This window comes from Stenotrophomonas sp. Ste86, from assembly GCF_024519465.1.
Lineage (GTDB): Bacteria > Pseudomonadota > Gammaproteobacteria > Xanthomonadales > Xanthomonadaceae > Stenotrophomonas.
The window spans coordinates 146,286-161,387 of record NZ_JALJRW010000006.1 but is presented as its reverse complement, the minus strand read 5'-3'; the positions used below and the strand labels follow the sequence as shown (position 1 = coordinate 161,387).

13 protein-coding genes are annotated in these 15,102 nt (G+C 64.5%); all 13 read right to left on the bottom strand.

Annotated features, from left to right (window positions below):
• Nucleotides 1-10: 10 nt before the first annotated feature.
• The 13 genes from NR101_RS08575 to NR101_RS08515 all read right to left on the bottom strand — a co-directional run bounded on the left by NR101_RS08575 (nt 11) and on the right by NR101_RS08515 (nt 14,948).
• Nucleotides 11-1,054: a lantibiotic dehydratase C-terminal domain-containing protein gene (locus NR101_RS08575; RefSeq protein ID WP_256774860.1), complete on the bottom strand. Its 1,044-nt coding sequence runs from the start codon at nt 1,052-1,054 to the stop codon at nt 11-13.
• Nucleotides 1,051-2,916: a hypothetical protein gene (locus NR101_RS08570; RefSeq protein WP_256774859.1), complete on the bottom strand. Its 1,866-nt coding sequence runs from the start codon at nt 2,914-2,916 to the stop codon at nt 1,051-1,053. Before NR101_RS08570 ends, NR101_RS08575 begins: the two co-directional genes overlap by 4 nt.
• Nucleotides 2,913-4,031, bottom strand: coding sequence for a thiopeptide-type bacteriocin biosynthesis protein (locus NR101_RS08565; protein WP_256774858.1), 1,119 nt, complete (start codon nt 4,029-4,031; stop codon nt 2,913-2,915). The genes NR101_RS08570 and NR101_RS08565 overlap by 4 nt, the downstream gene beginning before the upstream one ends.
• The gene (locus NR101_RS08560; RefSeq protein ID WP_256774857.1) at nt 4,015-5,055 is read right to left on the bottom strand and encodes a lantibiotic dehydratase C-terminal domain-containing protein; all 1,041 of its coding nucleotides are present in this window, start codon (nt 5,053-5,055) and stop codon (nt 4,015-4,017) included. Before NR101_RS08560 ends, NR101_RS08565 begins: the two co-directional genes overlap by 17 nt.
• Nucleotides 5,045-7,747, bottom strand: coding sequence for a lantibiotic dehydratase (locus tag NR101_RS08555; protein WP_256774856.1), 2,703 nt, complete (start codon nt 7,745-7,747; stop codon nt 5,045-5,047). Before NR101_RS08555 ends, NR101_RS08560 begins: the two co-directional genes overlap by 11 nt.
• Nucleotides 7,748-7,787: 40 nt before the next feature.
• On the bottom strand, nt 7,788-8,996 hold the full coding sequence (locus NR101_RS08550; protein ID WP_345779479.1) for a M50 family metallopeptidase: 1,209 nt from the start codon (nt 8,994-8,996) through the stop codon (nt 7,788-7,790).
• A 5-nt stretch (nt 8,997-9,001) separates the two neighbouring features.
• Complete coding sequence (locus tag NR101_RS08545) at nt 9,002-9,826, bottom strand: nitroreductase family protein (RefSeq protein WP_256774854.1); 825 nt, start codon at nt 9,824-9,826, stop codon at nt 9,002-9,004.
• A gap of 48 nt (nt 9,827-9,874) precedes the next feature.
• Complete coding sequence (locus NR101_RS08540; RefSeq protein ID WP_256774853.1) at nt 9,875-10,714, bottom strand: hypothetical protein; 840 nt, start codon at nt 10,712-10,714, stop codon at nt 9,875-9,877.
• Nucleotides 10,715-10,722: 8 nt separating this feature from the next.
• On the bottom strand, nt 10,723-11,859 hold the full coding sequence (locus tag NR101_RS08535) for a YcaO-like family protein (protein WP_256774888.1): 1,137 nt from the start codon (nt 11,857-11,859) through the stop codon (nt 10,723-10,725).
• Nucleotides 11,860-12,070: 211 nt separating this feature from the next.
• The gene (locus tag NR101_RS08530) at nt 12,071-12,682 is read right to left on the bottom strand and encodes a hypothetical protein (RefSeq protein WP_256774852.1); all 612 of its coding nucleotides are present in this window, start codon (nt 12,680-12,682) and stop codon (nt 12,071-12,073) included.
• A 186-nt stretch (nt 12,683-12,868) separates the two neighbouring features.
• Nucleotides 12,869-13,057, bottom strand: coding sequence for a hypothetical protein (locus NR101_RS08525; protein ID WP_256774851.1), 189 nt, complete (start codon nt 13,055-13,057; stop codon nt 12,869-12,871).
• Between the two features lie 55 nt (nt 13,058-13,112).
• Complete coding sequence (locus NR101_RS08520) at nt 13,113-13,319, bottom strand: hypothetical protein (RefSeq protein WP_256774850.1); 207 nt, start codon at nt 13,317-13,319, stop codon at nt 13,113-13,115.
• 669 nt (nt 13,320-13,988) lie between these two features.
• A complete protein-coding gene (locus tag NR101_RS08515; protein ID WP_256774849.1) occupies nt 13,989-14,948 on the bottom strand; it encodes an aldo/keto reductase in 960 nt (319 codons plus the stop codon).
• Nucleotides 14,949-15,102 lie beyond the last annotated feature (154 nt).

Genomic DNA, 15,102 nt, shown 5'->3' with positions numbered 1-15,102 from the left:
GCGACGGGGCTCATAGCGTGATGCCACCGGCGTTGGCCAGGTAAGTGGTCAGGTTTCTGTCCACCCACGCGGTGTTGTCGTGAACTTCGGCCTGGTCCAGACCAATGGCGAAGTGACGGATCGCCAGCTCGGCGAAGATGATTTCCTGCAGGATGTTCAGGCCCAGCCGGTTGTGCGCCAGGTGCACCATGCTGAGCAGGCGCAGTGCGGTATGACTGGTGGCTGCACCGCCCTGGCCAATGTCCACCAGCGCCGCCATCATCGGCAGCATCTGCCGCATGTGCAGTTCGTATGCCGGTCGGAAGCGCGCCGGCAGTGCCCTGGCGCTCGCCGCGCTGTCACCTGCCCCGGCCAGGAACGAGGAAAACCTTTCCGCTGCGGCAGCGGCGGTAGCGCGGCAGCTGGCGATCTGCGCCGGGTCGATATTGAAGTACCCCTGCCACTGACGCGCGGCGAACGTTGCCAGATAGTGCAGCCCCGCCGCATTGAGGCCGCTGGCCTCCAGCAACTGCACCAGCATGAGCCTTACCAGCGTGCGGCGCTCCCGCGGGAGGAGGTCCTGCTCGATCGCCACCAGCAGCAGGTCGCACATGCAGCGCGACAGCGCCAGGTAGTCGCTGCGGACCGCCGCAGACTCGAACAGCTCCGACGCATCGCGCGCCATGCGCAGCGCGAAATCGCCCCCTTCCTTCAGTGAATCCCCCTCCTTGCCCAGCCGCGCCACCAGGCGCTGGCCAAAATCGCCCAAGGCCATGTCCTGCGCGAGCAAGCGCGCGTGGCTGAGCGCAAACGCCTGCAGGGCCGGGCGAACGCCTTCGTCGGCAAGCCTTTGCAGTGCGCAGCGCTGGCCATGGAACTTGATGCGCAGGTGGTAACCGTCGATCGAGTAGCGCATGAAATCATAGCTCTCCACCCCGGGATGGGCCGACAGTGTCCGGGCCAGCGGCTGCAGTACGGCCACCAGGCAGGCGTCGCCGATGCAGTCCCCTCCATTGCCGTCATCGATCATCGGATAATAGAATTCGACCAGGAGAAACGGTGGCGACTGGCTCATGCCGCCTCCTGTGCGGCCACATCCGTGCTTGCGTCGTAGAGCAGGCACACAAGCGCGGGATACTCGATTATGCCTTGGCAACGCAGGGTAGCGGCAAGCGTGTCATCGTAGAAATTGGCCGTATGTGCAAGGTCGATTCCAAGCCGTGCCGCCAACGCCATCAGCGTGGCGAGCATCGCGCCTGCATCGCTGAGCGTGTAGCGATAGCTTATGCCCATGTACTTGCTTTCCACCCGCCCATACGCCTCGGTGATTACCACGGCCGCCTGCGGCAGCCGCTCCTGCCAATCCGGTTGCACCAGCAGGCCGAGGTCGTCGAGGCTGGCGATGCCGTCGCCGACGCGATTGAAATCTCCGTCGGGGTTGCAGTAAAAGATGCCCTGCTGCAGCTCCGGAACGGAGAAGTTGACCAGATACAGGTTCTGCGACGACAGCGCGCCGCCGGAAGGCACTACCCGGAAGCCGACCTCCATCCCTTCAGCAATCGGTTGTACGCGGCGGGTGGCCGCCACGCTGAGCAGCATGTTGATTCGCTGCGGCAACGGCACCCCGCTGCAATCGCTCGACAGCGCATAGTCGCCTGCATAGGGCTGCAGCAGTCCGGCGGGCAGGGAGGTGGCCAGTTCGATGCGCTGTGCCGTTGCATTGTCCATGGTCTTCACGGCACCGGCAGCGGCACGCGTGTTCTTCTCTTCGTAGTGGACCTGGTGACCCTTGGGGATCATGTGGTGACGCTTGAAATTCGCATTCTCGTTGTAGAACCACGCCAGTGAGTGACGAAGCTGCGCACCGGTGGCGAACCAGGCCGTGAGGTCCGAGCCGTTGGCGCCTCCCAGCCCGCATGCCGGGCATCCCGGTTGCCGATACAACGGGGTGCCTTCGAACCCCAGCGTATCGGCCGACAGCACCTGGATCCGATCGGCGGTGGTGATCGGCGCCAGGTGGGTGAGCAGGGTCAGGCAGGCCAGGCTGAAGGTATGTATCCCATAGTCGACCGCCAGTGGATCCAGACAGGCGTCCGCGCCCGGCGCGGTATCGCCCGCGCAGGTGAAACAGGGGGTGAAGTCGCGTTCCACGATCGGGCCGATCTGCACGCGCTCCGGTCCCATCACCGCATAGGCAATGCGCGCGCTGGTGGTGCGCGTGGCGGTGTTGATCGCCTCAAGCAGCGCTGATGCATGCCGGCCCACCAGCAGCACCACCAGGGCATGCCCGTGCAATTGCTGCGCGGCATGGTCGCGCAGATACGTTGACGGTGAATCGGACAGATGGCGCACCTGCAGGTCCTGCCCTGCAGCCTGGACCTGGGCGGCCAGGTCAGGGCTGCAGACCAGGTCCAGCTGGCCCAGTCCGAACTCGGCCAATGCGTTCACCAGGGTGGGCGCGCAGGGCGCATCGGTCACCAGCAGCACCCGGCTGTCGCGCAGGCGCTGCAGAACATCGTCGCGATTACGGTAGACCCGGGTCAGGTCCAAGTAGCGCGAATAGAACTGCAGCTGTGCCGGGAATCGCCGCGCCAGTGTGGGATCGACCGGTGCGGCGGCAACACCATCCTCGATGATGCCTTTCATGTACATCATCGAGATCGCTTTCTGCACATGCGCCGGCGGGATGTGATCAAGATGGTCGGCGATCTCCTGGAGCGTCCGCCGACCATCCAGCAATGGGTACAGTTGCGGGAACAGGCTGCTCACCGCTTTGCCACCGAAGACCACGGTGGATGCCGCGCCAAAGACCACTTCGGTGGTCTGGCTGTCGGTGACGCGCAGCAGATCGGCCGGCACGCGTGGGCGGTCGGGCATCGCCATCTGAGGGTCGAGTGCGAGCAATTCGCTGAGTGAAAGGGTCTTGCCTTGGTTCATGATTCCTGGCTCCGGGCAACGTGGTCCACGCGCGATGTCGCGGCTCCCGGCGGTGGGGCCGGGGGTATCGAGTGAAGCGGGGCAGGCTGCAGCATCACCGGCAACGCGGACCGTTGCACGGCGGTCTCCCCGGCAAAGTTACGTGCCATGAAGAACGCCAGCCGGGCCTCGGTCAGGACGTTGACGGCGATCCGGTTGTTCATCATGTGCAGAAGGTTTGGCACGATCAGCAGATAGGTGAGCCGGTGGCGTCCGATGCGCTCGGATGCGATGGCATGCTGTTCCAGCGGCGCCAGGGCGCTGCTGTGCAGGCGGCCCTGATCTTCGAGGGTGCGCAGGCGCGCCACGGTGTTCACGAACAGGTGGCGTGCGGTACCAAGGTGGCGCTCCACCTGCGGGTAGGTGCTCGCGTAGACGCTGTCCCCGCGGGCATCGGGGAGCAGCCCGGCAATCGCACGCTGGCGCGTGGTATAGGCCTGTTCCAATGCATCGCTCGCCTGGCCCATGTCCATGCCGGTGGCGGGCATCCAATAGCGCGCATAGCCGGCCAGCAGCCCGGCGGCCTCTGCGCCGTTCAACTCCAGCGCGTACATGATCTGTCCGGTAAGCCACACCGACAGGTGGTCGCGCTTGAAGCCCTGCGCGGCCAGAGCCAGCGCTTCAGCGGCCAGATCCGTGCAGCCATGGAAATGCGACTCCACCACGTCCAGCCCCGAGCGTCCGCCATACTTGTCCAGCTCGGGCTGGTAGTGGCTGTCGCGGATGCGTCCGTCGGCAATCAACCCGGCGCTGTCGCTTGCCCCAGGGAAAGTGTGCGGATCGTCCAGAAGATGCGTATCGAGCGCAGCCAGAAGTGCAGTTCTGGCCACGCTGTGTTGGTCTTGGTCGCGGACACGGCAACGCACCCGCAGGTGGTAGCCCTGTTCTGCATAGCGCAGGAAGAAGTAGCCCTGGATGCTCCCGGCCTGCTGCAGCCGTCGCAAGGTCGGCAGCAGGCAGTGCGTCAGCAGGACATCGGCGCTGTGTTCCAGCGCTACCGGCGCGTCTGCGGACTGGTCGCCATGACCGGGGAAGATGCGCAGGTACAGCCAGCCAGGCTCAGGCAGCAGCGACATGTGGTCGACTCCAGTGCTGGATCCACGTCGCCACTTCGGCCTGGATCGTCTCCACCGGCACTGCCGCGTCGGTCGCGACCCAGCGATATACAAGCGCGCAGATCGCGGTCTCGTCGATCAGGCTGATACCCAGACGATTGAATACCTGGTGGACCAGTGACAGTACCTGCATGGCCCGCAGTTCGGGCCGTTCAGCGGCGAGCGACGTCACCCCTGCCTGGCCCCGGGCCAGCGCGTGCTCGGCGAGGTGATGCAAGGTTTCTGGCAGGTGCCGGACCGTCTGCAGCGGCGATGTTGCGATGCTGGCGGCCAGCGCTTCGATGCGGTCGCATTGCGCCCACACCCGCGCCGCCTGCGCATCGCCGATGGTCGCATCGATGCCGAAGTGCTGTCGCCAGGTGGCGGCGATGAACAATGCCTGCGCAGCATGCTGGGACGCGCAGGTCGCATGCTGGCGCAGGAGTGCAAGTGCCGCCGGTAGTGCAATCCACAACCGTTGTGCGTAGGTGGTGGTGGCGGCCACGGCCTGCAGCGCGACGTCCGACCATAGCGTCTGTGCGCGCATCACATACAGGTAGCTGCTGGTCTGGTCGTAGACATGCTCCTCGCCGGTATCGCGCGCTACGCCGGCCTGCAGTGTGCCGGGCGCGTGCAGTGTGTTCACGCCGGAGCGGCGGTTCAGTGCCGCAGCCATCGGAGACAGCCGTTGCTCGCCGGTGAACAGCGCTGGACGTGCAAGCTTGATCCGCTGGAAATGGGCCCGGATGCAGTCCTGTTGGAGTGTGGCCTGATCATCCGATTGCGCCCGGAACTGGCAGCGCAGATGAAATCCGCCCTCGGCGTAGCGCATCCAGCTGTAGTCGGCGAGCAGGTCCTCGTCGCGCAGCTGTCGCACCAGCGGCGCCACGAAGTCCGCCACGACCTGGTCACCCTCGGGATCGAGCATCGCATCGGGATCGTGCCGTGCGTAGTAGCCCAGCGCCAAGGTCCAGAATCCGAGTTGGCGGTAAGCATCAAGCTGCATCGGCCGGCTCCACCTGGCGGTTGATCTCGATCTGCATTTCCAGCGTCACCGGCGAGCCGGCGTTCACCAGCGGAGTATCACCCTGTTCCGGCAGCGCCTCGTCGAACTGCACGGTGTCCACCGGCTGGCTCGCGCAGGCGGCAGCAAAGCTGCGTACGGTGAACATGTTCTCGAAATCCAGGAACATCGGCTTGTGTTCGTTCGGATTGATCGCGCTGGTGATCTCGCCCGGATTGGCGCGTCGGCGGCGGACACGCACGAAGCACATGGGGGGAAGGCCATGCGCCAGCCGCCATAGATTGGCCTTGACGAACAGGTCGAAGTCATCGCTTGGCTCCACGAAGTGCGGTGCGAGCTCGCTGAAGTCCACCACCCAGGCCTGGCGTTGGATCACCAGGCGCCCGCACCGCAGCCGCGGGTAATGGCGGATCGCCGTGGCACCTGGCCCGCGTCGACCGGCGCCGGTGTTTTCGCTGAATTCCAACAACCTGAACCGCTCGGCGTGGAAGGCGTGCGGCGATGCATCGGCCAGCACGCGGTGGCTGTATGGGAGCGCCATCGAGTGGAAGAACCCCATGTACAGCGGCAGGATCTCCTCGCCGCTTGCGAACACGCGCATCTCGCCGCTGTCGCTATCGTGGCGAAGCTGCAGCTCACGCATGCCGATCACGTTTTCCGGGGGGAGTTGCACGTGCTCGCCGGGTGCCACGATCACCCGGCCGGTCAGCGGGCGGTGGATCTGCGCGTTGTGGTTGACGATGGACACCATCTCGACCGGCTCGATGCCACCGGCGCTAGTGCCGATCAGCCGGGTTTCCGAGGCCAGCTGGTCGCTCAGCGGCGTTCCCGGGCTGGCTTGCTGGTCGTAATACGCGCAGTAGCGGGTGAAAAAACGACCGTGGCCGGGCAGGGTGTAGTTGAGAACCACCTGGAAGTCGCCGGCGGCCAGGGCTTCGGCGGAAGCGGCCACGAACTGCAGGTGCAGCGCGATGGACGTGCGTGGCAGCTCCCAGCCGCTGAACTCCTCGGCCAGGGACTGTACCCGGTCGCGCCCCAGGTCGATGTCCGACACCCCACCGGACTGGTCCACGGCGGCCTGCAGCCACGTGAAGTAACGCCACGCGTTGTCGTTTACCCGTGCCGAATGGGCGAAGCCGGCGGTGCCCATCGCGGTGGGCTTGAAGGCGGTTTTGGCGAGCTCGTTGCCGAACTTTCCGGCGTCTTCGCAGACGCCGCCCTCGCCGTAATGCTGGATGAAGATGTCCTTCATCAGCTGGTAGCCGAGTCCGCCGCGGTCGCGTCGGCACAGCAGTTCGACGAAGGCGGCCACATCCGCGCCAACATGGTCCCAGAACGGCCGGCCCAGGGTGAAGCTACCCCCGCGCGTGTATGTGTCTTCGACAAACAGGCGTCGGTCGCGCGCCATTCGCGCGCTGGGGTCAACGGTGCTGTCCAGTAGTTCACCGAGCAACTGGTCGGCGCGGCGGATGGCACGGTCGCGGTCGCGCAACCCCATGTCGGCGAACCGATGACCAAGGTCGCGCAGTTCACGCAACCCGGCCGACCATTCGTCAGGCACGTTCACGGCCAGCGTGTCCAGCAGCTGAGCCAGTCCGTCCAGCCGGTCCATGATGTTGGTCGGGACCATCAGCTCGCGCACCAGCAGGCCCGAAACGATCAGGCTCTCGACAAACGGCTGGACGTCCTTGGGGTCCTCCCAGTGCTCACTGGCCCCTTGCGCAAGCAGTGCTTCGGCCAGCCCGGCGGCGGTCGGCGGGGCCGACGCGGCTTCCAGGAACTCCACGACCACCTGAATCTGTCGCAGGAACCTGCCGCGGCGCAGGGTGGTGTATTTGGGCAGGTTGTTGCGTTCGGCCGGGCTGTAAAAGCAGATGTCGTGACCATCCAGGAAGTAGCTGCCATTGAGTTTCACCGGGAGCTGCCCAGCGACCAGGGGGTGGCGCCCCAGTGTGGACAACAGGCGGTCGACGAACGACAGGTTGAGGCTCGACACGGTTTCGGTGACCGCACCATTGGTGTCCAGCCGCACGACATCGTCTGCGGTGTCGTCGTAGCTGGCCAATGCCACCGGCCCGAAGCGTCCGAACGGGCTGGTCTTGATCAGCATGCGGGTCAGGTAGCGCACCGCACGGACTTCGATCTGCCGTTCCTTCTTGGCCCAGCCTGCGGTGGGGCGGGTTACCAGCTTGGCGACGCTGCCGGCCAGGCTCGGCGAGGCGACCTGCAGTGCTTTCAGGAATTGCGGGGTGGCAAGGTGCTGAACCAGTACGTCCCGCTTGCGCTGCAGCTCCTGGTTGAACGCCAGGCGTGCGCGTTCGGCGCTGTCGCCCCGGGTGGTGGACTGGTAGCGTTGCAGGCGCAGGTAATAACGAATGACGGCGCGACGTGCCACGCGGTCCGGGTGCTCGATGATGACCGCCATGTCCTGGCGCCTGGGCAACTTGCCGTTGTAAAGCTTGCGACGGATTCCAACCAGCTGCGACTTGTCCGCGCCGCTGGCGGTGCGGATCAACTCGAACAGAACCCGCTCGCATACATGCTCGCGCTGCACACCAAGCCATTGGCCCATGGCGTGCAGGCGTTGAACATGTGCCGAGGCGCGCTCGAAGCGCAGATCGACCAGGGCATCCTGGGTGGCACCGCTCATGCGGACCAGAGCGTAACGGGACATCTTCCAGTGGCTGGACAACGTCATACCCCTTTGCTCGCGCTTAGAAATACACCGATTGGGTAAAGAACGATTGCATGATCGAATACATGGTCCGCAGGCCTTCGACGGTGACGTAGCTGATGAAGGTCACCGTCCAGCCCACCGCCACCAGCAGGTACAACGACAACGTCAGCTTTTCCCTGCGGTCCCGCTGGACAGGGGCCGGCCTGGCACTGCCGCGTGTGAACATCGATTTGAGATAGCGCATTGCATCGCGGCGCAGGTTGGGTCTTTCCAGCCAGTCGGCAAGGATCCAATAGCCGTCCATGCGCAGGTAAAATGGATTCATGCTGACAAGGAAGGAGGCCAGCGGCAGCGCGCTGTAGGCCAGCAGCAGTTTGGCCGCCAAACCGCCAGGGGCGACCGACCAGTAGAGGCTCATCACCAGTCCGAAACTCATCAGGTTGACCATGGGGCCGGCGAATGAGACGAAGGCGCGCTTGGTGCGGCTGGGGATGGTGTAGGAGTCGGTCGTCTCGGTGAACACGATGGGCAATACTCCGAACAGCAGGCCCACTCCGAACCCCTTGGGACGCGCGCCCATGAGGCGGCATGCCAGCGCATGGCCAAGCTCGTGCAGCGCCAGCTCGATGACAAACACCATTGGCAGGGCCAGCAGAAAGACATCGGTGTAGGACATATCCATCTGCTTGAGCGGCGCGATCAGTCCACCGCCCGGGGGAATGAGGAAGATGTTGGCCAGCCCCAGCAGGCACAGCACTGCCGCTGCGGCCTTGGTAACCGGATTCAGCCACCAGCGCCGGTACTCCAGGATCATGTCCAGCAACGCATCGGCGTTATGCACTTTGCTGTAAATGCCCAGCCTTTCGCGGCGCGCGCCCGCATCGGCCACGATCTCCTTCCCATCACCCCATGAATCGACCTGGATCATGCCGTTGACCAGACAGGTATCCAGGAACTGGCTCAGTCGCGCAGCGGGCACCGGCTTGCCGTGCAGCGCCGACACGTGCTGGCACAGGGCGTCCAGGTCGCGATTTCCATCCAGGCTTGCGAGGATGTCCACGCCCAAGGCGGAGGTCATCAGGTAGTTTCCCGAGATCGCGCTTTTGACCACGTAGCGCAGCCGACCATCGATCGGGGCACCGAACACGTGCCAGCTGACGCCACCGGCCAGCGCCGGCGCACCGCTGGCAGCTTCGGTCTGCAGCGTCTCCAGCGTCGTCCCCGCCGCCGCAGGGTCCAACGGCATGCTGCTCACGTCAGCTCCGGGCGGGGCGGGTTGCGCATCCCGACCGCGAAGCCGTTGAGCAGGGCGGCGCTGTAGCCATCGGCGCCGACCCATCGCTCCACCTGCTTCTGCACCAGACTACCGGTCACGCAGGCGGACAATGACAGTGCCGCGGCGGCGAGGTACAGCCGCTGGATCATGACCCCGTTCTCGAACAACATGTAGCGGTAACCGCGCTCACCGTAGCGGGTGATCGCATCATGGATGGAGCCGAACTGCAGGAACAGCGCCGGGGAAGAATGGAACTCGCGCTGGAAGCACGCATCGGCCAGCAGTGCATCCATTCCAGCAAGCCCCTGGGTGCCGATCCGGCGCAGCACCCGTTCGCGTTCATCGACCAGGTATACCGCCGACGGCAGCCCCGCCACATTGCGTGCCAGCAGCACCAGGCGGCAGGCGGTGACATGCCCGTTCCAGCGTCCGGTGGACTGGTGTGGCGCCGTCGCCGGAACGTAGTGCGGGTCATGCGATTCCGGCGGATAGGCCATCTCAAGCAGCCTTCCAAGGTGCCCCATCGGCAGCGCGCCGGGCGCATAGCCGCGCACGCTGCGGCGCCTGTAAAGGACCTCCAGGAGGCCATCCAGTGCCGGTCCCTGCGCATCCATGGCGTAGCTGACCGGTCGCTGATCCAGCGCCAACGGGAAGGCCGCCGATCCCCAATCGCCGGCACGGCCGACGGCCTGCTCCGATTGCAGATGACGACGCCCATGTTCGAAGTTCTTGGTGAACTCGTGGACGACCATGCCGGCGCCGCGGCCGACACCTTCGCGCATGAAAAAATGTTCTTTCATCGTGATTGTCTTCCCCAATATCCGGTACAAAAGTCCACGGTGGCGTGGCTAGCGGGCGGCTGCCTGGACGAACGATGAAAACTCGCCGGTGGCGTCCGGCGCGCGGGTGTGCTGGCACACCGCGCACCATTCCAGGTAGGGAACGAAGTGCTTCTGCCGGGTCTGGGTGAGCGCGTTGATGCTCACCTCGGTGCTCAGCGCCACCGGTGGCGCGTGATTGGACAACACCCTCTCCACCTCCGAGGTGGTCAACGTGGCGGCCAGCTCGTCCACGGCCACCAGGCGTCCGGCGAACTCGAACGTCGGGTTCCGGTCCAGGAAGCGGTCACGCGCCTCGGGGACGTCCGAGCGCGCGTAATTGGCCTTCAGGCGTGCTTGGTAACAGGCATGGCACGCGGTGGCACCGGGGATGACGGTGGGGCCCAGCTGGATTTCGTGGGCGAACAGGGCGGTCTGCACGAACGGAATGCCCAGCCGCACGGCTGCCCCGTTCAGTTGGGCCTGCACGGCCGGATGTGGGCGTGAGGACGCAAAGCAGATCAGCTGGTGCATGCCCAGTTGCAGCGCTGCGGCGTAGATGTCGTAGGCACCGGGCAATACGCTGCAGTCGCCACGTGCCCCGGCCGGAAACGCCTGGCGCAGGGCTGTCTGATCCTGTGCTGTCGCCGCCGCGACGGACAGGTAGCCGAGCCCAAGGGCGGCGAGCTTGTCGGCGGTGCGTCGGCCCACCTCGCCACCTGCGACCAGGTACACCTGACAGGACGCAAGGCGCCTGCGTGGTGTCATCGCAGACGGGTCATCGGCATGTATCCGCCGCGCGCGCGCATCCAGGCGGTCCAGCAGGTGCTGATGGCCCTGTATGCAGTCCTGCATCAGAAAATCGACCATGTGTTCTCCTAGGCGAAGGGCTGCGGCCACGGGTTGAGCGCATCGAAGCCGTGCACTTCCAAGCCCATGCGCTGCGGGGCCTGGTACAGGCGCGGGGTCGCCCCATACTTCATGTTGTAGTTGATGGTCAGCGGCATGAGCTGCGGGGCCAGCATGCGCACGCTGCGCAACCCGATCCGCTTGAGCTGGGGGGTGGTCAGGTCCACGCAGATCAGTTCCAGTTCGCTGCGTCGGAACGCCGCCACCACCTCGTCCATCATCTCGGTGTCCTTGGCCACGCGCTGGGAGCCGATGTCTTCCAGTGCGACGGTCTGGTGATCACGCAACAGGAAGTCGAAGGCGTGTTCGTTTGCCGGGTCCCCATAGAACACGGCGCCGTCGGTCAGTCGCGTGAAGCTGCGGAAGTCCTCGGCGCGATACAGCTTTGGCTGCCGGGCGAGGGATTCCAGCGCGATGCGCGAGGAGGACGCTTCGTCCATCACACGAATGATCGCATCCTCCATGTTGAGACGGGTCGCTGCCATCACCAGGATGTGGAGGCTGCGGCCGGGGGCGCGCTGGATGAGGTAAGCGGTGGGAAATCCAATGTCGGTGGTTGCATCGAAAAAGAACTGTTCGATGCCTGATTGGGCGATCATCCTTGCGCGTTCGACCAACTCGACATTGCGGCTGGCGGAAATGTCGATACGCTTCAGCCGCATTTTCTGCAGCCACACCAGGCTGAGCGTATCGCGCTCGACCAACTCCAGCGTGCCGGCCACCGCGGCCCGCGCGTACGATGCGGCCAAGCCACTGCCGGTCGAGATCGGAATCACGAATGCCTCGCCAGGGTACTTGTATGGCGTGGCGATGTAGATCGCCGAAAACGGCACCCACAGCTCGCGGCCGGTCACGAGCGAGGATCCCTTCACCCAGCGCATCTTGAGCTCATCGGAGGCGCGTATATGCGAGGAAACTGCTTTGTACTCGCTGTCCTGTCCGCGATGGAACAGGCTCAGGTCGAGCGCAGCATCGCCCAGTTCATTGCGGGTCGCCACGCGGATGGCGGCGGGGTCGTAGCTGATATTGCAATACCGTTCCAGTGCCTCGCACACCGCCTTGGCGCGTGCCGGGCCACGTCTCACCGACGAGCCGGAGCCAGACATGATCAGCCCATCATCGGCACGCAGTTCAATATGGGGCAGCGCGTTCTGCAGCCTGCTCAGCGCCGAGGAATACACGATGATCTGTGCCGACCCACTATCGGCGGGGAGCTCCATCGGCGGATTGACCAGCCCTGTGCGGGCATCCAGCAGCTCGGCAGTCCTGGCGAAGATATCCTCGGGGGTGAGATAGCCGTTGACCTGTGTGGGCGTATCAGCCGTGCTGTGCATATAGCGTCTCCATAGGCTGCCGCGACCAGCTGGAGCAGACCGGGCACAGTGGGTCTTTGAGAACGTATTCAACGCGATCCGCGCCGTCGTGATGGAGAACGGCGCCATCGAGGAGCGGACTGCATCGGGCAAGGATCGCGGTGAATGTGTTCTCTATCAGGCCTGCCAGGTCGGCATCGTCCAGGCCTTGGCAAGCCCGGCCCCGTGTTGTGTCGGCGTCTGCGAAGCAGCGTGAGATCGAATCGACGCATGCCAGGCATGCGGTGTGGCCGTAGTGGCACCAAGGCCCCACGCGGACACGCTCGCTGCCGCAGGAAACGAACAGCGTGGGGATCTTGAGTTGCTCCAGCTGGACATTGAGTTCCGCCGCGTCCTGGTCGGAGTGGCAGGACGACAGCAGCACCACGCAGGCGTCAACGTTGGCAAGCGCATGCAGTGGGAGGGGCTCGGTGGCGCTCACGCAGACTGACGTGGTGGTATGCCGATCGCACCCGGCGGCGACAAGGCGGGCCAGCGGCAGCAGGTCCGGCACGTGCAGGATGCAGGTGCGGTGGTGCTGCACGGATGCGGTACGGTTCGTGTTCGCGGCAGGCATGGCTACGGGTTGTCCTGGTCGGTGGAACGCGTGCGGAGGGGTGGGGCAGGGGACTCACATGGATTCCATACCGGGCTTTCACCAGTGTCTTCGGCGCGAGGTGCCGACGTCCTGAGGGTTGGACCAATGGAACGAGTGAGCGGGTGGCAATCGAGTTATTGCTTCCCCGGATACCTCATGGCCTTCTTACATCGTCTGCTCGAACGAGGCGCTGCACAGGCTGCTGAAGCTGCAGCCGCACGAGGCCGACGAGGTGCCACCGGTGGAGGCCGAACTCAGGCAGGTGCCCGATGAAACCGTGCCGGCGATGGCCGCTGCGTTCATGCGGTCATCCAGTTCGTCGGCGAACAGGTCGATGTCGTTGTTGTCGTTCATGGTGATTCTCCTTGAGATGAGCGGTACTTCGAGTCGGATGACTGGAAGGTGCGGGTCATGCCATTACTTCGACGGCTGCGGTACAGGCCGACCCGATACAGCCGAAGCTGCAGAAGGTGCCTGCGACGCAACTGAACGAAGTGGAGCTGCCGAGGGTGGAACTGCAGCCCGCCGCCGCAGCGGCATTGAGCTTCTGGTCCAGTTCTTCGGCAAACAGATCAAGACCATCGTTGCTGGTCTCTTCGTGCGTGGTATTGCTCATTCAACTGCTCCTTTTGACGTCTGGAACATTGATGGGCGCAACGCCTGCCACCTGCACAGCGTGGCAGGACGTGCGATTCCGACGTCGCCCCGATCAGCGCGACGACAGGAATAAGGCATGCACCGCCGCATCAACCGATGCGGCCGGGGTGCATGGATAATCAATGGGGAAAGGTCTGCGGGGACCATCGCGCTGTGCACATCCGCTGCCGGCGTTTGGCGGCGTTGCGGCGGCGCGCGATCCGTCCTGGTAACTGCGCACCGGTGCCGGGCGTTGGCGCATTCTGAAAACTGCCATTCCGTCTTCCCCTCCGTCCGTGAAAGAAGAACCACTCCGTGCGTGCAGTTAGATAGTGTTCAGTAAGTGCTGTAAATCGCGGATGCACTTATATGTGATATGCATCACATATATATAATTATTATGATAAGTGCGTCACTAATTCTGGATGACGTGCAGCACCTATATTTGTGCGGAATAGGCGATATATGCGCCGGGTAGGCGCTCATTCATTATTATCAAGGATTATAGTCGTCACGCCAGCATGACGGGGAGTTCACGCGTGTGGCGCATAAAGCGGTCGGGGAGCTTCCGCGAAATCGCGACATTCCCACAAAATGAACAGGGCCGCACGAGGCGGCCCTGTCTGCATTCTGCGGTGTGTGTGCAAGATCAGCTGTGTTCCCCGCTGGCTCGGTCCAGCTGCGCGATATCCTGCGCCGACAATGCCACCTGGGCAGCAGCCAGCACATCCTTCAGCTGTTCGACGCTGGTCGCGCTGACGATCGGTGCGGTGATGCCAGGGCGCGCGATCAACCATGCCAATGCGATCTGCGAGGGGCTGGCGCCGTGCCCGGCGGCGATGTCATCCAGCGCCGTCAGGATGCGCAGCCCGCGTGGGTTGACGTACTTGCTCACCACGCTCTGGCCGCGCGCGCTGCTCTTGCCCGCATCGGCGGCACTGCGGTACTTGCCGCTCAGGAAGCCGCTGGCCAGCGAGTAGTAGCTGATCACGCCGATGCCCTGGTCGCGCACCAGCGGTTCCAGTTCTGCCTCGTAGCCGGCGCGGTCGTACAGGTTGTACTCCGGCTGCAACGTTTCATAACGCGGCAGCGCATAGTCGGCCGACACCGCAAGCGCATCGCGCAGGCGGCTGGCGCTGTAGTTGGACGCACCGATGGCACGCACCTTGCCCTGTTCGATCAGGCGGCCGAACGCGGCCAGGGTGGTTTCCAGCGGCGTGGATTCGTCGTCTTCGTGCGCCTGGTACAGATCGATCACATCGGTCTGCAGGCGGCGCAGCGAATCTTCCACCGCCGCGGCGATATTGTCGGCCGACAGGCCCGGGCGCTCGACCCACTTGGCCACCTTGGTGGCCAGCACCACCTTGTCGCGCTTGCCGCTGTGCTTGAACCAGCGGCCCAGGATGGTCTCCGATTCGCCGCCGCTGTTGCCCGGCACCCAGGCCGAATACGCATCGGCGGTATCCACCAGGTTGAAGCCGGCGTCGACGAAGGCATCCAGCAGCGCGAACGAGGTTTTCTCGTCGGCGCTCCAGCCGAACACGTTGCCGCCGAAGGCAATGGGTTGCACAGTCAGGCCGGAGCGGCCGAGTTCGCGCGATGCAGTCATGGGAGAGGTGCTCCTGTGGAAATCCAATGCACCAGCATAGATCCGCGGCCATGACAGCGCTGCGGCGGCTGCCACAAAACAGCGTTCCGCTGTGCTGCATCGCACTAACGTTTTGTGAACACCTTGGGCATCGCGGCTGCTAGTCTCGCCGCAT

What these genes read in the sequence shown, in the direction of transcription:
- NR101_RS08515 (WP_256774849.1), bottom strand. Translation starts at nt 14,948, where the DNA reads ATGACTGCATCGCGCGAACTCGGCCGCTCCGGCCTGACTGTGCAACCC.
- NR101_RS08560 (WP_256774857.1), bottom strand. Translation starts at nt 5,055, where the DNA reads ATGCAGCTTGATGCTTACCGCCAACTCGGATTCTGGACCTTGGCGCTG.
- NR101_RS08535 (WP_256774888.1), bottom strand. Translation starts at nt 11,859, where the DNA reads ATGTCTGGCTCCGGCTCGTCGGTGAGACGTGGCCCGGCACGCGCCAAG.
- NR101_RS08550 (WP_345779479.1), bottom strand. Translation starts at nt 8,996, where the DNA reads ATGCCGTTGGACCCTGCGGCGGCGGGGACGACGCTGGAGACGCTGCAG.
- NR101_RS08575 (WP_256774860.1), bottom strand. Translation starts at nt 1,054, where the DNA reads ATGAGCCAGTCGCCACCGTTTCTCCTGGTCGAATTCTATTATCCGATG.
- NR101_RS08520 (WP_256774850.1), bottom strand. Translation starts at nt 13,319, where the DNA reads ATGAGCAATACCACGCACGAAGAGACCAGCAACGATGGTCTTGATCTG.
- NR101_RS08540 (WP_256774853.1), bottom strand. Translation starts at nt 10,714, where the DNA reads ATGGTCGATTTTCTGATGCAGGACTGCATACAGGGCCATCAGCACCTG.
- NR101_RS08525 (WP_256774851.1), bottom strand. Translation starts at nt 13,057, where the DNA reads ATGAACGACAACAACGACATCGACCTGTTCGCCGACGAACTGGATGAC.
- NR101_RS08570 (WP_256774859.1), bottom strand. Translation starts at nt 2,916, where the DNA reads ATGAACCAAGGCAAGACCCTTTCACTCAGCGAATTGCTCGCACTCGAC.
- NR101_RS08545 (WP_256774854.1), bottom strand. Translation starts at nt 9,826, where the DNA reads ATGAAAGAACATTTTTTCATGCGCGAAGGTGTCGGCCGCGGCGCCGGC.
- NR101_RS08565 (WP_256774858.1), bottom strand. Translation starts at nt 4,031, where the DNA reads ATGTCGCTGCTGCCTGAGCCTGGCTGGCTGTACCTGCGCATCTTCCCC.
- NR101_RS08530 (WP_256774852.1), bottom strand. Translation starts at nt 12,682, where the DNA reads ATGCCTGCCGCGAACACGAACCGTACCGCATCCGTGCAGCACCACCGC.
- NR101_RS08555 (WP_256774856.1), bottom strand. Translation starts at nt 7,747, where the DNA reads ATGTCCCGTTACGCTCTGGTCCGCATGAGCGGTGCCACCCAGGATGCC.